Origin of the sequence: Vreelandella lutescens (assembly GCF_014640815.1) — a bacterium.
GTDB classification, from domain to species: Bacteria; Pseudomonadota; Gammaproteobacteria; order Pseudomonadales; family Halomonadaceae; genus Vreelandella; species Vreelandella lutescens.
On sequence record NZ_BMHM01000006.1, the window covers coordinates 86722 to 110964 of the forward strand.

General features: G+C 55.3%; 24 protein-coding genes. 15 read left to right on the plus strand and 9 right to left on the minus strand.

Annotation, left to right across the window (positions count from 1 at the left end):
- From IEW65_RS14965 to IEW65_RS14975, 3 genes are all read right to left on the minus strand, one after another.
- The gene (locus IEW65_RS14965; RefSeq protein ID WP_188640253.1) at positions 1 to 945 is read right to left on the minus strand and encodes an ABC transporter permease; all 945 of its coding nucleotides are present in this window, start codon (positions 943 to 945) and stop codon (positions 1 to 3) included.
- On the minus strand, positions 942 to 1991 hold the full coding sequence (locus tag IEW65_RS14970; RefSeq protein WP_188640254.1) for an ABC transporter permease: 1050 nt from the start codon (positions 1989 to 1991) through the stop codon (positions 942 to 944). Before IEW65_RS14970 ends, IEW65_RS14965 begins: the two co-directional genes overlap by 4 nt.
- A 141-nt stretch (positions 1992 to 2132) precedes the next feature.
- On the minus strand, positions 2133 to 3704 hold the full coding sequence (locus IEW65_RS14975) for an ABC transporter substrate-binding protein (RefSeq protein WP_188640255.1): 1572 nt from the start codon (positions 3702 to 3704) through the stop codon (positions 2133 to 2135).
- 305 nt (positions 3705 to 4009) lie between these two features.
- Here IEW65_RS14975 and IEW65_RS14980 point away from each other — a divergent pair, with 305 nt between their 5' ends.
- Entirely contained in the window at positions 4010 to 4522 is a 513-nt protein-coding gene (locus tag IEW65_RS14980) for a hypothetical protein (protein ID WP_229755584.1), read from the plus strand.
- A 19-nt stretch (positions 4523 to 4541) separates the two neighbouring features.
- Here IEW65_RS14980 and IEW65_RS14985 read toward each other — a convergent pair whose 3' ends face one another.
- Positions 4542 to 4931 (minus strand): glutaredoxin family protein, encoded by a 390-nt coding sequence (locus tag IEW65_RS14985; RefSeq protein ID WP_188640256.1) that lies wholly within the window; start codon positions 4929 to 4931, stop codon positions 4542 to 4544.
- A gap of 260 nt (positions 4932 to 5191) precedes the next feature.
- Here IEW65_RS14985 and mpl point away from each other — a divergent pair, with 260 nt between their 5' ends.
- The 3 genes from mpl to IEW65_RS15000 are packed head-to-tail and all read left to right on the plus strand — an operon-like array spanning position 5192 to position 7859.
- A complete protein-coding gene (gene mpl / locus IEW65_RS14990; protein WP_188640257.1) occupies positions 5192 to 6577 on the plus strand; it encodes a UDP-N-acetylmuramate:L-alanyl-gamma-D-glutamyl-meso-diaminopimelate ligase in 1386 nt (461 codons plus the stop codon).
- Between the two features lie 2 nt (positions 6578 to 6579).
- Positions 6580 to 7233 carry a flavin prenyltransferase UbiX gene (locus IEW65_RS14995; RefSeq protein WP_188640258.1) on the plus strand — a complete coding sequence of 218 codons (654 nt, stop codon included), beginning with the start codon at positions 6580 to 6582 and terminating at the stop codon, positions 7231 to 7233.
- A gap of 2 nt (positions 7234 to 7235) precedes the next feature.
- Positions 7236 to 7859 carry a LysE family translocator gene (locus tag IEW65_RS15000; RefSeq protein WP_188640259.1) on the plus strand — a complete coding sequence of 208 codons (624 nt, stop codon included), beginning with the start codon at positions 7236 to 7238 and terminating at the stop codon, positions 7857 to 7859.
- A gap of 13 nt (positions 7860 to 7872) precedes the next feature.
- Here the strand turns inward: IEW65_RS15000 and IEW65_RS15005 are convergent, their stop codons facing one another.
- From IEW65_RS15005 to IEW65_RS15015, 3 genes are read right to left on the minus strand one after another with little or no spacing between them, the layout of a single operon-like run.
- Positions 7873 to 9270 carry a bifunctional DedA family/phosphatase PAP2 family protein gene (locus IEW65_RS15005; protein WP_188640260.1) on the minus strand — a complete coding sequence of 466 codons (1398 nt, stop codon included), beginning with the start codon at positions 9268 to 9270 and terminating at the stop codon, positions 7873 to 7875.
- A gap of 23 nt (positions 9271 to 9293) precedes the next feature.
- On the minus strand, positions 9294 to 10223 hold the full coding sequence (locus IEW65_RS15010; protein ID WP_188640261.1) for a diguanylate cyclase domain-containing protein: 930 nt from the start codon (positions 10221 to 10223) through the stop codon (positions 9294 to 9296).
- Entirely contained in the window at positions 10220 to 11074 is an 855-nt protein-coding gene (locus tag IEW65_RS15015) for a hypothetical protein (RefSeq protein WP_188640262.1), read from the minus strand. The genes IEW65_RS15010 and IEW65_RS15015 overlap by 4 nt, the downstream gene beginning before the upstream one ends.
- Positions 11075 to 11225: 151 nt before the next feature.
- On the opposite strand from IEW65_RS15015, the gene IEW65_RS15020 reads away from it, so the two are divergent.
- The 11 genes from IEW65_RS15020 (at position 11226) to lipB (ending at position 21728) form a co-directional block, all read left to right on the plus strand.
- Complete coding sequence (locus IEW65_RS15020) at positions 11226 to 12533, plus strand: glutamate-5-semialdehyde dehydrogenase (RefSeq protein ID WP_188640263.1); 1308 nt, start codon at positions 11226 to 11228, stop codon at positions 12531 to 12533.
- Positions 12530 to 13204 (plus strand): nicotinate-nucleotide adenylyltransferase, encoded by a 675-nt coding sequence (gene nadD / locus IEW65_RS15025; RefSeq protein WP_188640264.1) that lies wholly within the window; start codon positions 12530 to 12532, stop codon positions 13202 to 13204. Before IEW65_RS15020 ends, nadD begins: the two co-directional genes overlap by 4 nt.
- Before the next feature lie 116 nt (positions 13205 to 13320).
- A complete protein-coding gene (rsfS, locus tag IEW65_RS15030; protein ID WP_188640265.1) occupies positions 13321 to 13707 on the plus strand; it encodes a ribosome silencing factor in 387 nt (128 codons plus the stop codon).
- Complete coding sequence (gene rlmH, locus IEW65_RS15035; protein WP_188640266.1) at positions 13704 to 14171, plus strand: 23S rRNA (pseudouridine(1915)-N(3))-methyltransferase RlmH; 468 nt, start codon at positions 13704 to 13706, stop codon at positions 14169 to 14171. The genes rsfS and rlmH overlap by 4 nt, the downstream gene beginning before the upstream one ends.
- A 95-nt stretch (positions 14172 to 14266) precedes the next feature.
- Complete coding sequence (mrdA, locus tag IEW65_RS15040) at positions 14267 to 16174, plus strand: penicillin-binding protein 2 (protein WP_188640267.1); 1908 nt, start codon at positions 14267 to 14269, stop codon at positions 16172 to 16174.
- Between the two features lie 2 nt (positions 16175 to 16176).
- Positions 16177 to 17337: a rod shape-determining protein RodA gene (gene rodA / locus IEW65_RS15045; protein WP_188640268.1), complete on the plus strand. Its 1161-nt coding sequence runs from the start codon at positions 16177 to 16179 to the stop codon at positions 17335 to 17337.
- A gap of 44 nt (positions 17338 to 17381) precedes the next feature.
- A complete protein-coding gene (mltB, locus tag IEW65_RS15050; protein ID WP_188640269.1) occupies positions 17382 to 18407 on the plus strand; it encodes a lytic murein transglycosylase B in 1026 nt (341 codons plus the stop codon).
- Complete coding sequence (locus tag IEW65_RS15055) at positions 18400 to 19374, plus strand: septal ring lytic transglycosylase RlpA family protein (RefSeq protein ID WP_188640270.1); 975 nt, start codon at positions 18400 to 18402, stop codon at positions 19372 to 19374. Before mltB ends, IEW65_RS15055 begins: the two co-directional genes overlap by 8 nt.
- 68 nt (positions 19375 to 19442) lie before the next feature.
- A complete protein-coding gene (locus IEW65_RS15060; RefSeq protein ID WP_188640271.1) occupies positions 19443 to 20642 on the plus strand; it encodes a D-alanyl-D-alanine carboxypeptidase family protein in 1200 nt (399 codons plus the stop codon).
- A gap of 124 nt (positions 20643 to 20766) precedes the next feature.
- A complete protein-coding gene (locus tag IEW65_RS15065; protein WP_188640272.1) occupies positions 20767 to 21078 on the plus strand; it encodes an HP0495 family protein in 312 nt (103 codons plus the stop codon).
- Between the two features lie 2 nt (positions 21079 to 21080).
- Positions 21081 to 21728, plus strand: coding sequence for a lipoyl(octanoyl) transferase LipB (gene lipB, locus IEW65_RS15070; protein ID WP_188640273.1), 648 nt, complete (start codon positions 21081 to 21083; stop codon positions 21726 to 21728).
- 54 nt (positions 21729 to 21782) lie between these two features.
- Here lipB and lipA read toward each other — a convergent pair whose 3' ends face one another.
- A complete protein-coding gene (gene lipA, locus IEW65_RS15075) occupies positions 21783 to 22838 on the minus strand; it encodes a lipoyl synthase (protein WP_188640274.1) in 1056 nt (351 codons plus the stop codon).
- 180 nt (positions 22839 to 23018) lie between these two features.
- Positions 23019 to 24017, minus strand: a complete 999-nt coding sequence (locus tag IEW65_RS15080) for a LysR family transcriptional regulator (RefSeq protein ID WP_188640275.1) — start codon at positions 24015 to 24017, stop codon at positions 23019 to 23021.
- Positions 24018 to 24243: the final 226 nt, after the last annotated feature.

Genomic DNA, 24243 nt, shown 5'->3' on the forward strand with positions numbered 1-24243 from the left:
TCAGCCTTTATAGAGTCGTGGGTTCATGACATCGCGCAGCCAGTCGCCCAGAAGATTGATTGACAGCACCAGCACTATCAGCACCGCACCAGGGATCAGCGTGATCCACCAAGAGCCTGACTGAATATAGTCAAAGCCTGCTTTAATCAGCGAGCCCAACGAGGGATGCGTTTCTGGCATGCCCAAGCCCAGAAATGACAGCGCCGCTTCAGAAATGATGGCGTTGGCAATCTGCACCGTGGAGATAACAAAGATTGGCGAAAGCGTGTTCGGCAGCACGTGGCGGAACATAATGCGCCGGCTGCGCAGCCCCATAACGCGGGCGGCATCCACGTACTCTTTGTTTTTCTCGGCCAGAACAGACGCACGCACTGTGCGGGCATACTGGGGCCACTCGGCGAGGCCGATAATTAAAATCAGCATCAGCACCGCGTACTGGCTGTAAAACGCGCTGCCCATGGTGGCTTTTACTACCGCGCCGACCACAATCGCCACCATCAAGGTGGAAAACGACAGCTGGATATCCGCTAAGCGCATGAGAAAGGCGTCAACGCGGCCGCCCAGGTAGCCTGCCATCAGGCCGAAGGTAACGCCGAGTAACGCTTGCAGCGCGACGGCGCCAAAGCCAATCAGCAGCGATACCCGCGTGCCGTAGAGAATAATCGACAGCAAGTCGCGCCCTTGAGCATCGGTGCCGAGGGTGTACATCTCATCGGCACCCGCAATCCAGAACGGCGGTAGTTCCGAGGCTAGAATGTCGATTTGGCGGAGATCGTAAGGGTCGGTAGGCGCTAATAAGGGCGCTGAGAAGGCAGCGATAACCAAACAAATAAAGACCGCAAGGCACAGCTGAGCGGTGCGGTCACGTTTGAAGCTGTACCACAAAAAGGAGTCGCGCAGGCGCTCCCAGCGGCTGGGTGCTTTAGCAGGTGTGGACGTTGTCATGCGGGCTTACCAGTCAGTTTTACAGTGGGGTTCACAAAGCCGTAGATCAAATCCACGATGGTATTCGTGACCACGAAAATGACGCCGACAATCATCAAATAAGTAACAATCAGCGGGATATCGGCACGGTTGATGGCATCTAGGAACATCAGCCCCATGCCCGGCCATTGGAAAACGGTTTCTGTCAGGATGGTGTAGGCCACCATAGTGCCAATTTGAACACCGCCCACGGTAATCACCGGCAGCATGGTGTTTTTCAGCGCGTGAACAAAATAGACCCGACGCATGGAAATCCCTTTGGCGCGGGCGTACTTCACGTACTCGGACTGCAAGACTTCCATCATTTCCGCACGGATCAAACGAATAAATAGCGGCAGCATGATGGAGGCAAGCGAGACGGCTGGCAGCACGAGATGTTTTAAGCCATCCCAGGTGATGAGGTTAGTGTCCCAGTGGCCCATGACATGCACCAGATCATAGCCGCGCCCAAATGACGGCATGTTGCCTTCAGTTGAGAGAACGCCATTGAGCCATGCGCCCCAGCCTGTGCTTTCGGGAAATAGGGAGACGGTGACCCCAATCGAAAACACCTGGATAAGCAGAATGGCCGTTAAAAAGACGGGAATAGAGATACCAATAATCGAAGCGCCCATGAAAAAGCGCGACACAGGAGAGCGCGGTTTAATCGCACTGTACACACCTATGGGCACTGAAAAGAGCACAATGATGAGCGTTGCCGCAAATACCAGCTCTAGCGTGGCGGGTAAATGACGCGCGATTACCTCGAGCGCGGGTTCACGATAGAAGTAGGAGTAGCCAAAATCACCTTGCACGGCATTCTTGGCAAAGCGGGCATACTGCACCAGAAAGGGGTCGTTTAAGCCTAAGCGCTCACGAATCGCTTCACGCTCGCTTTCGGGGACCGACTGTCCGACCATCTGTTGTACAGGGTCACCCAGGTTATCCTGAATGGCGAAGGCCAGTACACTGATGACAAACATCACCAATATTGCGTGCATCAGCCGCTTGATTAAAAAAGCAATCATGGCGTACGCCACCTATGTCATAGGTTTAATAGTAGGGTCGTGGCAGGGGCGCTGCAGGGGTGGTGCCCATAAAACGCTTCGCCCACCAGTGGCCTGGTGAGCGAAGCATCCTTGCAACGTGTGCCTGTCGATTGTTAGCGCTTAGCGAGAGATCACTAGGTCGCCGAGGTATGGGAAGTCGGTGGCATTGACCACGGGCTCAATGTCGATGCCCTCAGCAGCACCATAGGCAAGGTTTTGCCAATGCAGCATGATGTAGCCTACATCTTCGTACAGCATGGCTTCTGCTTCACGCAGCATTTCATTGCGTTTTTCGAGATCTGTTTCGCCGTCGGCTGCCGTCACCAGCGCATCGATCTCTTCGTTGCAGTAGCTGCCGTAGTTGTACTGACCCGCACCGGTTTCGGTGTCGATACAGAACGAGAGGTACTGGAAGAAGTTAGCGGTATCTTCAGTATCAGCGTGCCAACCGATCATTGCGATGTCTGACTGACGCGTATCGTACTCGGGCCAGTACTGGGCCAGCGGCATGGTGCGCAGATTCACGTTGATATTGATACGCGCCAGCATGTTGGCCACCGCTTGAGCGATTTGCGCATCGTTCACGTAGCGGTTGTTCGGCGCGATCATATCCACGCTGAAGCCTTCTTCGTAGCCAGCTTCTGCCATCAACGCTTGGGCACGCTCAAGGTCATAGCGGGGGACGAGGTCCGGGTTGTGGCCAGAGTAGCCCTCAGGAGAGAACTGGCCAGCAGGCGTTGCAAAGCCGCGCATTAAGCGGTCAGCGATACCTTCCTGGTTAATGGCCAGATCGACTGCTTGACGCACGCGTACATCTTGGAAGGCTTCTACACGCTCTTCGTTCAGCTGGAAGCCGATGATGCGAGTGCCGGGGATCTCAATCAGATTGGCACCCTGAGCGTCACGCACCCGGTCCAAATCGTTGGGGGGAACGGCATCAATGAAGTCGACGCCGCCAGATAGCAGAGCCGCGACACGAGAAGCGTTTTCTGCAATCGGCGTCAGGACGATTTCAGACACGTTGCCTTCGCTTTCAGTGTCCCAGTAATCTTCAAAACGTTGGAAGTCTACGCGCACACCCTGGCGGCGGTCGGTGACGATAAACGGACCGGTGCCTGATACGTTGCGTGAAGCGAAGGAGTTACCGGCTTTGACGATTTCTGCTTTGTCGTTGCCGTCTTCTGTTTCGCCGGTGTAAAACTCGCTATCCATCGGGAAGATATAGGTAGCCAGGTTAAGCAGCAGCGGATAGGGCTCAGTGGTGGTGATTTCAACGGTGAAGTCGTCAACCGCTTCGACACTGGCTACCGGCTCAAAAATAGCGCGATAGTCGGGGCTCTCTTTCAGACGCTCAATGGTCCATACGACGTCTTTGGCGGTAAAGGGGTTGCCTGAGTGGAAGGTAACGCCTTCACGCAGCGTCATGCGCATGGTGGTTTCGTCGACCTGCTCCCACTCGGTGGCTAGGCGCGGCTCGAACTGAAAGTCTTTTGTCCAGCGAACCAGCGGGTCAAAGGCGAGGTGCGAAAAGCGCAGTACGCCGCCAGAGAGCTGCTCATGGAGGTCAAGAGTTTCAGGGTCAGCGGAGTAACCGATACGAAGCGTTTCAGCGCTTGCGGTCATCGGCAGCATTGCAGTGGCTGCCACAGCAGCACCAATCACAGAGGCCAGTAGCGTCTTCTTGAGCGTCATAGTTGTTCCCATGCATGTTGTTTATTGTTCAATTTTACTGAGGAGGTGTCGTCGCAGCACTTTTTAAAGCGATTTCCCACGCTGCGCTGATCAGTAAAACAGACACGGTCAGCTCGTAAGCTATGCTGACAACATAGAGAGAGGTGGCAGCGTCATACAATCGAAATAATGACTGGCATCATTCATCTGCTGAATGATGGGGCTAACGGCGGACGTTGCAGAATAGAGTATTAGACAAAAGTCGATAGTTAAGCGGTGTGCGAATACGATTAACACCTAACTAAATAGACAAGGCATAACAGACTATGTTGAAACAATGTGTTAGCTGGCTGGCTGTCAGTCTCATCGCAGGGTGTTCATTGCTGGTAAGCGCTGATGAAGCGGCGGATATGGTGGGTACCTTGGGTGAGGATGAGTATGCCTGGTTCGTATTACGCCAAGGTGACGATTCAAACGCATCGTTTATGGAGGTAGGCGACCAGCTGCACGTCGAGGTCACGGGCTTTATTGACCCTGTTGAGTGGAGTGCCCAAGAGGCGTTAGCGATGAGCTTAACTCTGGAACAAGGGGTGCTTGTTGACGCTAAGGTGGTGCAGTTAATGGGCGAAACGACGATGCCGCCTCTTTATACGTCTGAGGGCGGCAATGTGTTGGTCACCTTGAGTCATGTGAAGCAAGCCGGACGTGACCTCCATGTGGTAGGCCAGATTGAGGGGCAGCTGGCGCTTCAGCACACGCTGGAGTCATCCCCCAGCGCTTTGGAAGGCGTGCCGCTTAGCGTTCACTTCGATATTACCGCGCAAAAGGTCGAATTTTAGGCAGCATATGTTGCTTTGATTAGGCTCCAAAACGTTGGTGAAGCCAGCGATTGATCTCATCTGATTCATATAGCCAGCTCACCTGCCCGGCGTCATCGGTGATTTTTAAGCAGGGCACTTTCACTTTTCCGCCCCCTTCCAGCAGTGCCTGTTTGTGGGCCGGATCCAACTGGGCATCGCGAAGCTCGATATTAAGCCCCAGGCGCGCAATTTCTTTGCGCACTTTGATACAAAAAGGGCAGGTTCGGAACTGGTAAAGCGCAAGCTGTTGGCATGCGGCATCAACCTGCGCCTGTTCTTCAGGAGTGCGTTCAACGGCTTTAGGCGTGGATAGCTTCTCGGAAATCAGCATAACGGGGGCTAGCAGAAGGCGAACGCCCCGAAAAAAGTAACGAATTAAGATGCGCATGGTTAGCTCCTTTCACGACACTACGTTGCGGCGATGTGTTGTGGCGAGTGTAGTGACGGGGTGGTCAGGGTAGTGATTAAGAAAAGGTGCGCGCATCCTGCAATAAATCGGCAGAATTGTCACTTTCTGACCCAGTGATGCTTTGTTACGCAGTGAACCAGATGAGCCACACTGCTCAGCGTGCTAATCTCAACGGTCATTTATTGGTTGATGTGATCTATTCAGCTTATTGAAATCATTAGGGGAGGAGCGCTTAGCCCATGCGTCTGCATATTATTGGCATCTGTGGCACTTTTATGGGGAGTCTTGCGCTGCTCGCACGGGAGTTGGGGCATGAGGTAAGCGGCTCCGATGCCAATGTGTATCCACCGATGAGCACGCAACTAGCGGAAGCGGGTATTACGTTGATGGAGGGCTATCGGGAAGCCAACCTCGCAGCTAACATTGATTTAGTGGTGGTAGGCAATGCGCTCTCACGGGGGAATCCTGAGGTTGAGGCGTTGCTCAACAGTGGTATGCGCTACACCTCTGGGGCTCAGTGGCTCGCCGACTATGTGCTGCCGGGTCGCAAGGTGATTGCGGTGGCGGGCACCCATGGCAAAACCACCACCGCTAGTTTACTGGCGTGGCTGCTGGAGAGTGCAGGGCTGGCCCCTGGTTTTCTGATTGGTGGTGTGCCGCGTAATTTTGGTATTTCCGCACGTTTGGGCGGCGCTGATGCGCCCTTTGTCGTGGAGGCCGATGAGTACGACACGGCCTTTTTCGATAAGCGCTCCAAATTTGTTCACTACCGCCCGAATATCGCAGTGATGAACAACCTTGAGTTTGATCATGCTGATATTTTTCCAGATCTCGCCGCGATTGAACGTCAGTTCCATCACTTGGTGCGTATTGTGCCTAGTCAAGGGCATTTGCTGGTCGCCGATCAGCAGCCCGCGCTTGAGCGTGTGCTGAGCATGGGCGCATGGTCACCGGTTGCTTACTTTGGTACCGATGAAGGCAGTCAGTGGCAGCTGCGCTTGGAGAGGGCAGATGCCAGCCGTTTCCAAGTCTTGTTCATAGGTGATCAGGGCGAAGAGGATGGCGTGGTGGAGTGGTCGCTAACGGGCGAGCATAACGCTCGCAACGCGTTAGCTGCGCTAGCCGCCGCGCGGCTATGTGGAGTGAATTTGGCGCGGGCATGTGCCGCGTTGGCGCGTTTTAAAACGCCACGCCGCCGCCAAGAAATAAGGGGAGAGGTCAATGGCATTCAGGTGATTGATGATTTTGCCCACCACCCGACCGCCATTGCCGCCACGCTGCAAGGTCTGCGCGCAGCCACCACGAAAGGTCGTTTGCTGGCAGTGATTGAGCCTCGCTCTAACACCATGCGTTTAGGTGCACTCCGCGAGCGCTTAAATGACAGCGTGGCCGAAGCGGACGCGGTGTTCTGGTTCCAGCCAGAGGGGGTAGCTTGGTCGATGGAGTCGCTGGTCAAGGAGCAGGGTGAGCGAGCAGCGCTATTTAGCGACATTGATGCACTGGTGGATGCGGTGGTCATGCAAGCGTCACCGCTGGATCGTATTGTGGTGATGTCTAACGGTGGTTTTGAAGCAGTGCACGAGCGATTGCTCGAGGCATTAACTAAGCGGGAGCAGACGAAGTGACGATGTTTAAACCACCTGTAACCGTTGCCTTAACCGGGGCTTCCGGCGCGCAGTATGGCCTACGACTCATCGATGTACTGGTAGAAGCCGGGCACGAAGTGTGGGTAATGATTTCCAAAGCGGCTCATATGGTCATTGCTACGGAAACTGACGTGTCGCTGCCTGCTCAGCCTCAGCGCTTAGTCGATGCGCTGACCGAAAAAAGCGGTGCCCAGCCGGGGCAGATTCGCTGTTTTGGTCGAGAAGATTGGATGGCTCCCGTGGCGTCTGGTTCCGGCGCGCCGTCGGCCATGGTGATCTGCCCTTGCTCAACGGGCACGCTCTCTGCCGTCGCGACCGGTGCCAGCAATAATCTGATTGAACGTGCGGCAGACGTAGCTATAAAAGAGCGCCGCACGCTGGTGATGGTGCCCAGAGAAAGCCCGTTTTCTCCTATTCACTTGGAACACATGCTGGCGCTTAGCCGCCTGGGGGTGGTCATTTTGCCTGCGGCCCCCGGGTTCTACCATCGCCCACAAAGCATGGATGACCTGATCGACTTTATTGTGGCGAGAATTCTCAATCAGTTGGGTATTGCCCATCGCCTAATGCCCCGTTGGGGCGAAGAACAGAACTCAACACATGCATCCAACGATGCGGAGAACAAGGAAAGTTAGACATGATGTCATGGGCAACGCTCTCGGTGTTTGTACCCACGTTTCTGTTTGTTTCATTAACTCCCGGCATGTGTATGACGCTTGCCATGGTGTTAGGCATGACCCAAGGGGTGAAGCGCACGCTGTGGATGATGGTAGGCGAGCTGATTGGCGTTGGCTTTGTAGCGGCCGCCGCCGGTGCGGGGGTGGCCGCCTTGATGCTTCGTCAGCCAGAGCTGTTTATCGCGTTTAAGTGGATAGGCGGCGCTTACTTGGCTTATCTGGGCATCATGATGTGGCGCTCACGGGGGCGTATGGCGATTCCTAGCGAATTGGATACCGGGCCCGCTGCCGGGCGGTTACAACTGGCCATCCAAGGGCTAGTCACTGCCGTGGCAAACCCAAAAGGCTGGGCATTTTTTATGGTGTTGCTACCGCCATTTTTAGACAGCAGCAGGCCGCTTGCACCGCAGCTCAGTATGCTGATCGCCATCATTCTTACCATCGAATTTGCCAGTATGTTGGTGTATGCCACCGGCGGAAAAACGCTGCGTAAGCTGTTGGGTAAAAGTGGTAATGTCAGGCTGCTGAACCGCATTGCAGGGACGCTGATGATAGGCGTGGGTGCGTGGCTGGCACTGGGTTAGCGGTGTTGCGCTGTTAAACGGGCGGGAACAGCCCCACCCGCAAGCTGATGAGTAGCAGTGACCCCAGTAGAAGGCGAACCCAAGGGATAGTCGGCAGCGGCGTTCGGTAGCGCCGTTGCCAGTTGATTTGAATCAGTGCACACACCACTAGGCCCAACAGCGCTCCGCCAATCAGGTCGCTTAGCCAATGAACGCCGAGTGCTAAGCGCGACAGTGCCATCGGTATGGTGACGAGGATGGCTGACCAATAGACCCACATCCGCCGCTGCCGGGGCAGTCGTGACGCGATAAACGCTGCGGCAATCCCGATCACTACGACCCATGTCGATGTATGTGCACTTGGGTAAGAAAAAGACCCCAACAGATAATCCGGCGTTTCTGGCCTGGCTCTCGCAAATACAGCTTTGCCCAGCGTATTGAGAGCGCCAATGCCCCCCAGTGCCAGCGCGCCGTGGGCAAGTAGATCCGTGCGTTTAATCCACAGTAGCCACACCACCCAAGGCATCACCAGTGTCATGACGCCCGCCTTATCACCCACTTTGGCAAGTAACAGGCTGGCGTCGATGAGCCAGGGAGTTGCCAGCCAAGAGAAGAGTCTTTGTGCCTGAAGATCCATCAGCAGCGGGCTTGAGTGCTGCATTACGATCAGTGTCCATGCTGATGCCGCGGTGAGCGCGATGATGCATAAAAACAGGGAGGCGATGGGTACTTCGCCGCTTCTGCTCATAGCCAGCCAAGGGCGGCGCATGGCAGGAATGCGCCTGGCTACGCGAGCAATCGCAAAATATATCCGTCCGTGTCGGCCTACCTGCGCACGCCCCCAAGAAAATATGATTGCCAGCACTACGATGCTGGCAGCCAGCATTAGCACGGCCATTTCGACGTTGGCAGGCAGGTCGAGGCGCTGTTGCCAAGTATGACCTAGCAAGTAGCCTGGCAGTACGTAAGCCGGTGCCCAGAGCGCGGCCGATATGACATTCGCCAGTAGGAAGGTGCGTGAGGGCATCTGCATCATGCCGGCTATTAGCGGAATGATCGGGCGTACCGGACCCACAAAACGGCCAAAAAACACCGAATAAATGCCGTAACGCTCGAAAAAGCGCGCCCCCCGACCCAGCCATTCAGGATGCATCGAGAGTGGCCAGCGGTTCACCACAGTGTCGCGGTGACGATAGCCTAAATAATAGCTAAGGCTGTCGCCTAATACTGCCCCAATAAACGCGGCCCCTATCAGCCACGGCAGCGCGATCATTTGATGCCCTGCCATAGAGGCCGCGGCAGTGATGAGTACAACTCCCGGTACAAGCAGACCCACTAGGGCGAGCGACTCCACCAGCGCAATGCCCAGAATCAGTAAGAGCAGCAGTGCAGGGGAGAGTGAAAGAGATAACAGGCTGTCGGCAATGGCCAAGGGCGATTCCATCCGCAGTGAAGTTAAACGTGTGCAATAGCGTCGGCGCGCGCCTCCAAGCGCTGCATATAACGCCCAAAACTCTCTTTACGCTGCGGAAGACAGGTGGTGATACGCGCTTCCAACTGGCCGGTTTCCACCAGCACGCAGCGTGATAGGGCTCGCTGTAACCGTTCTCGTACCAATAAGGCACCGCTTTCGCTGGTATCTGGTAATACTAGCCAGAAGGTTGCGTTGCCTGCGCGCCCCAAGATGTCGTGATCTCGGCAGCGACTATTTACCTCGCTGCACAGGGCCCCTAATAGCGCTGTTTGTGCACGATGCCCAAACTGCTCTTCCGCCATGTCTAGCTGCGGTAAATGCAGCACGAGTACGGCTAGGCGTTTGTTCAGCATGGCGGCGCGCTGGAACTCGTTATTCAGCCGCTCTTTGAGCGTATCGATATGATAAGCATTGCAGTCACTGTCGTTAGGGTCGGTCGCGCGAAGTAGCGCACGACGCCGAGCATGCTCCCATGGGGGTAGTGCGAGCAGTAATGCCAGTGCGGTGTAGCCAATCGATAGCGGGGCGCTTGCGGCAAAAGGCGCGATCCACCACCACGCTAACAGACAAGCGCCATTGACCGCCAATGCCACCCACAGCGGTAGTAGCAAAAAAGTGGCAGCGATAGGCAGGCCCAGCCAAAGAGAGGAGGCCTCTGGTGCTACATAAACAGCGGATAACACCACAACATAGGTGCTCGCTAAAAGAAGGACGCGAGGTAGGGCAGGCTGAACGCCTGGGCCCAGATGCATGAGCAAACACACTAGCAGTATCAGGGTGACAAACAGCGGAACTAACAGTTCTCGATAGCTCCCCAGGGCATATAGCCAGAGGGTGTAAGCGGCGATCATCCCGATGCTGGCGCTATAAGCCAGCGTCATTAACTGCTTAGGTGAGGAGCGCGCGTTCATGAAGCCTCACGTAGTGGGGAGGTGGGATAACGGCTCAGTGCTTCCAGTGTTAGCAATTCAAGCTCGATATCCATTAGCGGTTTATGTTCCGTCTGCGCATTATCTGGTAATGCAGCCAGCAGCAAAGAGCGCCGTTTCGCTGCGTCGCCTGGGGTGCGCGATAGCATGAGAGTTGCCAGCGTAGTGCTGTTGAGACGATAGACGTTTTCAAAATCGTAGGTGATCTCGCACAGCTTCTGCGCTACCGGCCACAGCTGATGCCGTCTGACCTGAATGACCAGCACCTCAGCATAAATCGCCTCCCGCTCAGAGCGCGTTTGTTCGCGGGTCAAATCACGCAGCAATTGCTCTCCAGCCCAAAGGTTTAAGCCGGGGATTAAACGCAGCCGTTGGCGAATGGTGCCGTTCATATTGAGTAGCTGATGGGTGCGTGCCATCGCCAACAAGCTCAGCGTTGCCAGCGCCAATGTCAGCATCAACCATTCGGGGAGCGACATGAGCGGCGCAATGATTAAACAGCTGGCAAACGCGGCGCAGCCGTTGAAAACAGCGGCCCAGCGGTGTTGGGGTAGCATAAATACCGCGCCCCAAGCCCAAATCAGCAGCGCGTGTCGTTCAGGTTCAACAGCAATGAGGCCAAGCAGTAGCGTACCCGCTAGCATTTGCCAGGGTAAGCCCCGTGAGCGTCGGTGGCTGAAGTCTAATGCCAGCGCAGTAATTAAGAGCCATCCAATGGAAAGCCATAGCAGTAGCGCGGCGCCAGGAGCGGCGGTGGGCGTCCAGAAGCATAAAGCCACGGCAGCGGCGAGCAGGTTGGCTCTTAGCAGGCTGATTTTGTATTTACTTTGCATGGTGGCTTACTATCTACCTGATGGCGAATGGCCTCGTGAGCAGTAGCATAACGCATTGCTTGGCCTCATCCTTTTATTCACTCAGTATAATGTTCATTTGGTGTATTACACGCCTACTTACTTGGCAACGCTCAAGACATAGGGAGATCGTATGCGCGGTTCTGATGCATTCCAACAAGACGCCCAACACCATCTGGCTGCAGGGGATGTACCCGCGTATATGCAAACGCTCGGGCAGAGTGCCCGTGCTGCTGCCAGTGCGCTGCGTCGCGCCGATACACAGGTGAAAAATCAAGCGCTGGCGGCCATGGCGCAACAGTTAGACGCCGCTCGCCGCGATATCTTACAAGCCAATGCTGAAGACATGCAGCGCGGAAGAGAAAATGGGCTAGATAGCGCGCTGCTCGACCGCCTAGCGCTCAATGACCAGCGCATCGATGCAATGATTGAAGGGCTGCGCCAAGTGGCGGCGCTGCCTGACCCGGTGGGTGAAATTGATGGCATGAGCTACCGCCCTAGCGGTATCCAAGTGGGTAAAATGCGTGTGCCGCTGGGGGTGATTGGCATTATTTACGAGTCGCGCCCCAATGTGACCATTGAGGCGGCTAGCTTGTGTCTAAAGTCAGGTAATGCGTGTGTCTTGCGGGGAGGTTCTGAAGCCAGCGCCTCAAACGCAGCACTTAGCCGCTGCCTTCAGGCAGGGCTTGCCGATGCTGGCCTGCCCGCGGGCAGTGTGCAGGTGGTAGCCACGACTGATCGCGCCGCCGTGGGTGAAATGATCAGTATGCCTGCTTATATTGACGTGATTATTCCACGTGGCGGTAAGTCGTTGATTGAGCGAATTTCTCGCGAGGCAAAAGTGCCGGTTATCAAGCATTTGGACGGCGTATGTCACGTCTACATCGATACCACCGCGGACCCTGCCAAAGCGTTAGCGATTGCCGTTAATGCCAAAACGCACCGCTATGGCACCTGCAACACCATGGAAACGCTGCTGGTTGATGCCCCGATTGCCGATATTTTGCTGCCAGAGCTTGCCCGCGCCTATGCCGAGCATGAAGTTGAGCTGCGTGGTTGTGAGCGAACGCTAGCGCTGCTTCTTCAGGCGGTTCCGGCTACAGAGGATGATTGGCACGCGGAGTACTTGGCGCCCATTCTGGCGATTAAAATTGTCGATGGGATGGAAGAGGCCATTGAGCACATCGAACGCTTTGGCTCTCACCATACCGATGCCATTGTGACCCAAGACTACTCGCTAGCGCGGCGCTTTATGGCGGAGGTGGATTCAAGCTCGGTGATTGTGAATGCCTCGACCCGCTTTGCAGATGGGTTTGAGTATGGGTTAGGCGCTGAAATTGGGATTTCCACCGATAAGCTCCACGCCCGTGGCCCGGTCGGGCTAGAGGGTTTGACGACGCAAAAATACATCGTATTTGGTGATGGTCAGGTTAGACAATGAGTGATACGCCAAGCCCTGCTAAGCCCCTGCGAATAGGCATGCTAGGCGGGACGTTTGATCCCGTACATAACGGCCATCTGCGCAGCGCCATGGAAGTGCGCGAAGTGTTGGGGCTCGATACGCTGCATATGGTGCCCGCACCGCAGCCGCCCTTACGAGACATGCCGCAGGTATCGGCTGCCCAGCGCTTGGCGCTATTAACCGCAGGGATTGGCGATACGCCAGGATTGTTGGCAGATGATCGTGAGCTGCATCGCAAAGGTCCTTCATATAGCGTGGATACGCTGGCGGAGCTCCGCCAGCAGTATGGCGAGAAAGTGCCGTTAGTGATGGTGATTGGCTTTGATGCTTTTTTGCGTTTGGCGCAGTGGGATCGAGCCGAGCAGCTGTTTGAGTTGGCGCACTTGGTAGTCATTGCTCGCCCAGGTTATCAATCTCCTTGGCCGTGCTCATTAAAGGAACTGGTGGGCGATCGTGCAGTCGATAGTGTGGCTACCATGATGCAGCATGCGCGGGGAAGCCTACTCATGTTGGAGTTGCCATCATTAATGACGATCTCAGCTACGTATATTCGCCAGCGTCTAAGTGACGGTAAAAGCGTGCGTTATCTGGTCCCGGAGGCTGTTGAGCAAGCTATTTTTCATCAAGGGCTTTATCAATCCAGCGAATAGCGCTGGCAGTCGTGAAAGAAGCCGTTACAATGGCCCGCTTACAGGCTGACGCCACTCGAAATACCGACGTTAGAAACGACACTCGATACCACCACAAGGGGTTGTCTTCAGGAGTTATGCACATCGATACACTGAAAAACCTAGCGATTGACGCGCTAGAAGAGCTCAAAGCACGCGATATTACCCAACTCGACGTTGCCAAATTAACCGAAGTGACCGACCTCATGCTGATAGCGAGCGGTACTTCTACCCGTCATGTGGCCGCACTTGCTCAAAATGTTGTCGAAAAAGCCAAGGCCTCCGGCCTACACCTCCGCGGTGTTGAAGGCGGTGACAACGCCGATTGGGTCCTGGTTGACCTAGGCGATGTAGTGGTTCACATCATGCTTCCTGAAGCCCGTGCATTGTATGACCTGGAACGCCTGTGGGCGGATCTGCCAAACGATGCGGGTGCCATCAGTGAGTCGCTGAAAAAGTTTGAAGAGCGAGCCACGATGTCATGAGGATTCGGCTGTTAGCGGTAGGCACGAAAATGCCAGCATGGGTGGAACAAGGTGTTGAAACCTACCGCAAGCGGCTCCCTCGGGACTTCACGCTGGAAATCGAAGAAATTGCGCTAGGTCAGCGCGGCAAAAATGCTGACATCGCGAAAGCTCGCGCGCAGGAAGCGCAGCGCATTCGTGAAAAGCTGCGTGGTGATGAAATTGTGGTGGCACTGGAAGTCAAGGGCAAGCCCTGGACCACGGAACAGCTAGCCCAAGAAGCGAATGCTTGGCGGACGGAAGGGCGTGACGTAGTGCTGTTGGTGGGTGGCCCGGATGGCTTAGAGCCGGCGCTGTCTGCCATGGCGGATAAAGCTTGGTCACTCTCGCCGCTTACACTACCGCACCCGCTTGTACGAATTATGTTGGCAGAGCAGTTATATCGCGCTTGGACATTGTTAGTGGGTCACCCTTATCACCGCTAGTGAATTGTCACCCGGCTGATTATCTCCCGGTATATTACGTGTTACTCCCACCGGGCTGCCGCCTTTATTGTTTGCCTTGAGAGTCGTCTGTTGCCATGCCCCAGCGCCGTGACACGCTAAAAAATCCTGAGCAAGAGCTACGTATTTTCCGTGTCAGGGCGCTGCTTGCCGTCTTGGTGGTGGTGGTGCTGACGAGTTTGCTAGTCAGCCGTCTTGGCTACTTGCAAATCGTACAGCACGACTTATACAGCACACGCTCTGAAAAGAATCGGGTTCGTGTTGAGCCGCTTCCGCCTAACCGCGGGCTCATCTACGACCGCAACGGTGCGCTGTTGGCAGAAAATCGTCCTACCTACAACCTTACCCTCGTACGCGAGCGTGTTGATGATTTAGATGACACGCTGGCCCTGCTGGTAGATTTATTAGAACTACCCGAAGAAGAGATTGAGGCGTTCCAAATACGCTCTCGTCAGCGCCAGCGCCCCTTCCAACCAGCGCTGCTGATGAGTGATCTCAGTGAAGAGCAGATCGCGCGGCTAGCGGTGAATCGCCACCAGTTACCGGGGGTTGAAGTAGAAGCCCAACTGCTGCGCTATTACCCGGATGCTGAAGTGATGGCCCATGCGTTAGGCTACGTGGGGCGCATTAACGCCGAAGAGCTCGAAACCCTAGATACCGGACGCTACGCGGGTACGCATTTTATTGGTAAGACCGGGGTTGAGCGTTTCTACGAAACCGAGCTGCACGGCGAAGCAGGCCTACGCAAAGTGGAAACCAACGCCCGTGGTCGCGTGCTGCGTGAGCTTGGCCGAACCGATCCGGTGCCGGGCGCTAACTTAACGTTAACGCTTGATCGCTCCCTGCAAATGCTGGCCTATGAGCTGCTCGATGGCCGGCGCGGCTCTATTGTTGCCATCGTGCCAGATACCGGCGAAATTTTAGCGATGGTGTCAACGCCTGGCTTTGACAGTAATCAGTTTGTGACCGGTATCGATGTGGCCTCTTACCGAGCGTTGCAGGAGGACATCGATCTGCCGTTGTTTAACCGTGCTATTCGCGGTCACTATCCACCGGGTTCTACCATCAAGCCATTTCTCGCGTTGGCCGGCTTAGTCGAGGGTGTGATCACCCCCGACAGCACGATCAGTGACCCCGGTTTCTATCAGTTGCCTAATGACTCCCGGCGCTACCGAAACTGGCTACGTTGGGGGCATGGTCGTGTCGATATGGAGCGCTCCATAGCCGTCTCTAACAACACGTATTACTACTCGTTAGCCCATGACTTAGGAATCGATAAGCTCCATGAGCAGATGACCAACTTTGGCTTTGGCCAGCGGGTAGCTCACGATGTGCAGGGTGAAAGTACCGGTCTCATGCCTTCTCGGGACTGGAAGCGTGCCCGCTTCAACCAGCCGTGGTACCCAGGTGAAACGCTCTCAGTGGGCATTGGTCAAGGCTACTGGCAGGTCACGCCTTTGCAGTTGGCCAGCGCCACGGCTGCTCTGGCGAACCGCGGTCACTGGGTAAAACCGCGCCTTGCGCTGCGTATTGGCGAAGACCCCGTGCCCGAAGACTTGCCCGATACGCTGCCTGATATTCAGCTCGCCAACGATAATTGGTGGAATCGTGTCTACAGCGGTATGGAAAAGGTTCTCAACGGGAGCGAGGGCACGGCTCGTCGCACCGGCGTAGGACTTGAGTACCGGATGGGCGGTAAATCGGGCACGGCACAGGTGTTTTCGCTGGGCCAAGATCAGCGCTATAACGCTGATGAGCTAGAAGAGCGGCTACGTGACCACGCGCTCTTTATGGCGTTTGCTCCCATTGAAGATCCGCAAATTGCGGTCTCTGTGATTGTGGAAAATGCCGGAGGGGGGAGTACTCACGCGGCCCATTTGGCCCGCGCAATGACAGATGCTTGGTTGTTAGAAGATGAGGCCCCTGAAGTTGACGAAGTCAAAGAGGTGCTAGAAGCGGATACTGCCAACGTGGAGGGCAACTAACGATGCCTTGGCAAAGGATTACCCGCTCGCTACGCCGTTACCCCGTTCGGCCGCCAGATAGCGGGATTGCGCGGCGTAAAAGTATTTGGGAACGTATTCATCTTGACCCCTGGCTGTTGGGGATGTTGTTAGTCCTCATGGGGGGCGGCTTACTGGTGCTTTATAGTGCCTCTGGACAGCGCATTGATGCTGTTATCGCCCAAGCCATGCGCTTTGGTATTGCGCTTTCTGGCATGCTGATTATCGCCCAATTTTCTCCTTCCACTTTTCTTCGCTGGGCACCTCTGGCTTATGGCGTGGGGCTGGCGATGCTAGTGGCGGTCGAAATTGCAGGCGATGTTGGGATGGGGGCCAAGCGCTGGCTAGAAATTCCAGGGGTCATCCGGTTTCAGCCCTCTGAAATGATGAAGCTAGCGGTACCTCTGATGGTTGCTGCCTACCTAAATCGCTGCCAGTTACCGCCTCGCCTGCGGGATATCGCCGTGTGTGCCGTGATCATTGGCGTGCCGGTGGTGTTGACGGCGATTCAGCCAGACCTGGGCACCTCGCTTCTGGTGGCTTGTGCCGCGGTGATTGTGGTGCTGCTGGCAGGGCTTTCCTGGAAGCTCATCGGTTTAGTGGCGGCACTCGGCGCGGCCGGCTTGCCCGTTCTGTGGATGAATATGCACAATTACCAGCGCCAGCGGGTGCTGACGTTTTTAGACCCCGATAGCGACCCGCTTGGGTCAGGGTGGAACATTATTCAATCTACCACCGCTATTGGCAGCGGCGGACTATGGGGCAAAGGGTGGCTTGAAGGGACACAGTCTCAGCTTGAGTTTCTTCCCGAGCGGCATACCGACTTTATTATTGCCGTATTGGGGGAGGAGTTTGGTTTAGTAGGAATGCTAGTGCTGCTGACCCTGTATGTGATGATTGTTGGTCGAGGCTTATGGCTGGCTGCCTCATCGCAAGATACGTTTGGGCGGCTATTTGCTGGCAGTATTATTTTGACGTTTTTTATTTATGTATTTGTCAATGTGGGCATGGTGAGTGGAATTTTACCGGTGGTCGGCGTGCCGTTACCCCTGGTGAGTTTTGGCGGGACCTCTAGCGTGACCTTGCTCGCGGGGTTCGGTATTCTCATGTCCATACACGCCCATCGGCGGTTATTGCCACGTTAATGGTTGAGGCCGTGGTGGTACGTATTCACAGGAGTGGTGAGCGAATGAACAGGGCGCGAAGAAAAGCAGGTGGTTACGCAATTGCCATGCTAGTAGCGTGTTCGGCCCCTGCGGTATTGGCAGAGGAAGAGATGAGTTTTGATCCTCAAGACAATCCGCAGACCCAACAGCTGGTCGAAGAGTTAGCCCAGCAGGGTGTGCCGAGTGAGTGGCTTGAGCAGGCGCTGGCTCAGGCAAGCTATCGCCAGGAAGTACTGGATGCGATGGCGGGTGCCGCTGAGCGGCGGCTGCGCTGGTTTGAGTATCGCGCTATTTTCATGACCGAGCAGCGTATTGAAGAGGGTGCTGCGTTTATGCGCGAGCATGCGGATACGCTCGCTCGTGCAGAGTCAGTATACGGTGTGCCGCCTGAGGTCATCACGGCTATTATCGGCGTTGAAACCTACTATGGCCGTCATAAAGGTCGCCACAAGGTGTTAGATTCGCTGGCGACGCTGGCGTTTCATCACCCGGCGCGCGGTGACTTCTTTCGGGGAGAGCTAGCTGCTTTTCTGACCATTGCTTATCAGCAGGACGTAGCGCCCAGTTCGCTGTACGGCTCCTACGCTGGCGCTATGGGATACCCGCAATTTATTCCCACCAGCTATCAGGCGTATGCGGTTGATTTTGATGACGACGACAAGCGCGATCTATGGAATAACCCAGTGGACGCTATTGGTAGCGTCGCCAATTATTTTGCCGAACACGGCTGGCAGCGTGATGGGTTCATCTATCACGAGGCTGAAGGTCCCGATTCTCGTCCGGATGCGCTGACCTTTAACCAAACAGTGCGGCCTACCACCACGGCAGCTGAAGCGGCGGAGCAAGGCGTGGTGACGCAAGCTTCCCTGACTCCTGACACCCCCGTGGTGCCACTGGTGCTAGAGTATGCTGATGGCAATGAACGCTACCGCCTGGGTGAATACAACTTTTATGTAATTACCCGCTATAACCATAGCCACCTCTATGCCATGGCGGTTGCCGAGCTGGCAGAGGCCATTAAGCAGCAAGCTGAGGCTGAGCATGACTAAACTGCGAATCAATATGCGCTACTTAAGCGGCTCCCTGCTATTGGCGGCGATGGTGAGCGGGTGTGCCAGTCAGCCATCGCCACAGCGGGTAGCGGGTGGCGAGGTAGGTGGTGCAAGCTCTAGCCCTGCGCCTGCTGCACCGGCAGCAGCCAGCGGTGAGCGTTACGCGATGACAGGCGATGCCTATCCGGTCGAGCCGCCTGATGTGAGCACCGTGCCAGATGCCGAGCCACGCATCGAGCCACCCTCAAGAGCGGGCAACCGCTCGACTTATGAAGTGTGGGGAGAGACCTATCATGTGCTGCCGGATTCACGCGGCTATGCACGCCAGGGAACGGCTTCTTGGTACGGCGAGAAATTTCATGGTTACGCCACGTCCAACGGTGAAATTTATGACATGTACAAAATGTCTGCTGCTCACCGGTCGCTACCGTTACCTACCTTTGCCCGAGTGACCAGTGTGAGCAATGGCCGTTCAGTCATTGTGCGCGTTAATGACCGTGGCCCGTTCCACAGTGACCGCGAAATTGACCTCTCTTATGCCGCCGCTGCGCGTCTAGGCATTTTAGATAACGGCACCGGTGCGGTACGGGTCGAGGCGATCGATCCAGCGCAATGGTTGGCAGAGCGAGGAGGCAGCAGCAGTGCCACCCAAGCAGCTTCCGCGATGCCTGCAGCCGCGCCGCGAGAAGCTGCTACCGCATCACGCGCCGCCTCGTCGCCATCAGCTCCTGCGTCTCAACCGTCAGGCGATGTTATTTATCTACAAATTGCCGCGCTTGGCAGTGTTGAAGGAGCTCAGCAGCTTCAGCAGCGTTTAACGGGCGAATTGCCGCATGGTGTGCGCATTAAAAGCGAGGCGGATGTTCATCGTGTTCAGGTGGGTCCTGTCAGCCCTGGTCAAGAGGTACAGGCGCGTGCAGAGCTACGCCGTGCAGGCTTTCCCCAAGTGTTTGTCGTGAGATAATGCCTCTTAGCAGGTGCCCGAGTGGCGTTTAACGCGCCGCCATTTTCTTTGTTAGTGAGAAGTTTGTGATGAATGTATTGATGTCAATTTGCCGCACCGCCAAGCTGTGCCTGTTTGCGGTCATGATGGCCTCCGTTTCACCCGCCATGGCGCAGGTGATTCCTCAGCCGCAAACGATTATTCCAGCCCCCCCTCAGTTGGCGGCCAGTTCATGGATTTTGATGGATGCCAACAGCGGGCGAATTCTTGCCGAGCATAATTCCGACGAGCGCCTGCCGCCAGCAAGTTTGACAAAGCTCATGACCGCTTATTTGGTGGAGCGCGAGCTGGACCGTGGCACCATTAATCTAACGGATATGGTGAATGTCAGTGAAAATGCCTGGCGCACTGGCGGCTCGAAAATGTTTATCGAAGTCGGGGACCGGGTGTCAGTCGATGATCTGTTGCACGGCATTATTATTGTTTCTGGTAATGATGCCAGTGTCGCGATGGCAGAACACTTAGCCGGTGGTGAAGCCCCCTTTGCTGATCTGATGAACCAGCATGCCACGCGTTTAGGGATGCAAAACACTAACTTTCAGAACGCCACGGGCCTGCCAGGAGATCGTCATTACTCCACTGCGCATGACATGGCGATCCTTTCCCAGCACATCATCAATGATTATCCTGAACACTACGCGATCTATTCCCAGCGTAACTTTTCATTCGGCAATATTGACCAACCTAACCGTAACCGCCTGTTGTGGCGCGACCCTTCCGTTGATGGTTTGAAGACTGGCTGGACAACCGAAGCAGGATACTGCTTGGTGTCATCTGCTCAGCGAGACGGCATGCGTCTTATTTCAGTCGTGATGGGCACCAGCTCAGAAGAGGCACGTGCCCAGGAAACCCAGAAACTGCTGAGCTATGGTTTTCGCTTTTATGAAACCATGAAGCTCTATGAGCGCGGTGCTGTATTGGCCACACCTCGTGTATGGGGTGGTGACACTAACGAACTGCGTGTGGGCGTTGACCAAGAAGTCTTTATGACGCTGCCCCGCAACCGTAACGAAGAGCTACGCGCCCGCCTTAACCTGGATGCTGACCTTCAAGCCCCTGTTGCCGTAGGTGATAACGTGGGCACGTTAGAAGTATATCTGGGTGAAGAGATGGTCGGTGAGCGCCCGTTGGTAGCCCTGGAGAATATTGAAGAAGGCGGATTGTTTAAGCGTTTGTTTGATCAGGTTCAGCGCTTCTTTAGCAACCTGGTCAGTAGCTTCACCAGCTGATGTTATAAAAACGCTCGGTAATAGGGCCTAACGCTCGGCGATACGTCTTGTATTGTCGGGTGTTGGGCTTTATGTATACCAGACTGGTTATCAAACGATTCACCCGTTGATTGAAAGGCGAACTATGAAAAAAGGCGCTAAACAAGGGCTGCGCGATTTACGGCAACCTGCGGCTCAAGAGCCACCCAAAATTACGTTTCCCTGCGACTACCCGTTAAAAGTAGTAGGGGATGCCGCTGACGATTTTCCTGCGGCAGTGTGCCAGGTCATCATCAAACACGCTCCAGATTTTGACGAATCCACGCTACAGGTTGTCGATAGCCGCAATGGCCGTTTTCAGTCGGTACGCGTCACCATTATTGCTACCGGCGAACAGCAGATTAGCGAGCTGTTTGATGAGCTGAAAGCAACAGGCCGTGTTCACATGGTGGTGTAAGCATGAGCCATGATGCCCCGATAGAGCTGCATCGCCTGGGCCATCGCCCCTACCTGCCCGTGTGGGAAGCCATGCGTGATCTCACTGATCGCCGAGACGAGACGACCTCTGATCAGTTTTGGCTTGTCGAGCATGATCCGGTGTTCACACAGGGGCAGGCGGGTAAGCCAGAGCATCTACTCATGCCGGGCGATATTCCGGTCGTAAACACTGACCGGGGTGGGCAAGTCACCTACCATGGCCCTGGGCAGGTGGTGCTCTATCCCTTGTTAGATGTGCGGCGCGGCAAAATAGGGGTGCGCGACCTGGTCAGTGCGATTGAAAATGCGGTGATTGCGGTATTGGCTGAGTATGATGTTAGCGCTTGGGCCAAGCCAGACGCGCCAGGTGTTTATGTCAACACCCCTCAAGGAGAGGCCAAAATTGCCTCGTTAGGGCTGCGTATTCGCCGCGGTGCCAGCTACCACGGTGTGGCGCTGAATGTGAATGGGGATTTGTCGCCCTTTGCGCGCATTAACCCTTGTGGCTATGCAGGTATGCAGGTCACGCGGCTTGCTGATGTGGCCACGCTCTCAACGGATCACGATGTCGGTGAGCGATTGGCGTCTGCGTTAGCAACCCAGTTGAATCGCCGCTTAACGACGGTTTAAGCAGAAGTATTATTGCCTGCATGGTGAGTCTCACCATGCAGGCAAAAGGCCGGCTTAACCGACGTTAAACGCGGGAATACGGTTGGCGTCTGGCTCTTCTTGGCCTGGAATGGCGGCCGGTGCTGCAAGGCCTAGATTGTTTTTCTCAAAGACGCGGTCTGCTCGGTAGCTAGAGCGAACCAATGGGCCAGATGGTACTTCCATAAAGCCTTTCTCAAGTCCCAGTACGCGATAGCGATCAAACTCTTCCGGGCTTACCCAGCGTTCAACGGCCAAGTGGTTCTTGGTGGGGCGCAGATACTGGCCTAGCGTCACGATGTCTACGCCAATCTCACGCAGATCATCAAACGTTTGCAGAATCTCTTCGTCCGTTTCACCCAGCCCCAGCATCAAGCTGGTTTTAGTGATGATGTCAGGGCGATACTGCTTGGCGTGTGCCAGCACATCCAGCGTTTTGCGATAACCTGCTCGGGGGTCGCGTACTTTGCTGGTCAAGCGCTCAACGGTTTCCACGTTCTGAGCAAAGACTTGAAGTCCTGAATCAACAACGCGCTCAATCGCGGCTTTGTCACCATCGAAGTCTGGCGTTAGCGCTTCCACTACCACGTCTGGCGTACGCGCTTTGATGGCACGAATACAGTTGGCGTAGTGAGTGGCACCACCATCGTCTAGATCGTCGCGGTCAACAGAGGTCAAGACGATATAGCGAAGGCCCATCAGCTCAACGGATTTGGCAGTGTTCTCTGGCTCTTCGTGGTCCAGCCAACCTTTCGGGTTGCCGGTGTCTACCGCGCAGAAACGGCAAGCGCGTGTACACACCGAGCCCATCAACATGATAGTGGCGGTACCGTTGCTCCAGCACTCGCCCATATTGGGGCAGTGAGATTCCGCGCAAACGGTGCTGAGTCGGTGGGTAGCCACGTTTTTCTTAACGGCTTCAAAACGTTCGCCGCCGGGAATTTGCGCACGCAGCCATTTTGGTTTGCGCTCAAGTGAAGGGGCGTCCGCCTGCGCTTTGCGCTGCTTCATGCCGTCTTTAATCACTGTCATGCCGTGTTCATTACGGAATTTTTCGCCGCTAGGCACGCGCTGGGAAGGGGTGTTGCTCATAGGAGAGAGCCTCTCTACTGTGCGGCGGGCAAACGGAGCAATCAAGCGGCACGCGAAGCAATATATCTCTGCCTAATGGTGCCGCGACGCGACTGTCTGCCATGCCCTGAGTAACGCTAACTGATACATAGGTTGTAGATAATGTAACATATCTGCCCTTCAACAAGACACCGTCAACCCTTAGTGATCATGTTCTAAAGAGAGCGCTGGTAAGCACGACACTCCATGGCTAGGCAGCGGGCTGCCGGGCGCTTGGAAATGACGCTGAAGCTCGCTTAGATGCTCACGAATAAAGCGCAAAAAGAGTTCAGCTACCGGGGTAGGAAAGTGGTCGCGACGATACACCGTGCACCAAGCGCGACGAATGGGGAAGCTGGGCAGTGCTAGGGTGGCCAGCAAGCCCTGTTCTAACTCTCGCTGCACGGCCAGCCGAGGCAAAACAGCGACGCCCAAGTGGGCCATTACCCCTTGTTTGATCGCTTCATTGGTGCCTAGCTCAATGCGGTGGGGTAAGCCTACTTCCTGGTCAACGGCAAGTTGTTCAAAGGCACTGCGCACCCCAGAGCCTGGTTCGCGCATGAGGACAAAATGGCGTGCGAAATCAGCCAGCGTGGGTTCTGTCATGCTCAGCAATGGGTGCTCAGGCCAGACCACCGCCACCAGCTCATTCTCAAGAATGGGCATGACTACCAAGCCGTCGTCCTCTGGCACCATCGCCATGATTACCACGTCGTCCTGCTGTTCAGCCAGCCGCTCCAGTGCTTGGCTGCGGTTACACACTTTTAAGCGCAACTGCACATCCGGGTAGCGGGCGCGAAATTTCGCCAGCAGGTAGGGCACCACGTACTGGGCTGAAGAGACAGCGGCGATACTCAACTTGCCGCTGATTTTGCCGTTAATATCAGAGAGGCTCATTTGTAGCCGCGAGAGCTGACCAAAAATTTCCCGCGTTGATAGTGCGAGGGTGTCCGCGGCTGGCAGTGTATGAAGTGTTTTGCCCGCATACTTGAATAATGGTTGGCCTAGGGCCTGCTCAAGTTGGCGAATTTGCGCGCTCACTGCCGGTTGTGTCAGGCCTAACTGCTCAGCGGCTCGTGAGTAAGAGCGCTGGCGGTGCACCGCTTGAAACACCTGTAGCTGTCGAAAGGTTAAGCGGTTGAGCAGCGTAGGGGATGACATAACCACCTCAGGGTAAACTTCCTTGCGCATTAGGCGCAGTTACAGGCCTGCTGTACAAGGTTTAGCATTAGTGACGAAATGCTAACACCGATTTAAAGCTATCGCCTTGAAAGCTTGGCGGTATATTAATAGAGCGCCTTGCGAACAATGGGGCGGCTACTGAAAAGAGAGTGGTAATCATCGACGTTGGGCAAGGAGTGGCCTAAACTATATTGCATTGCAGCAT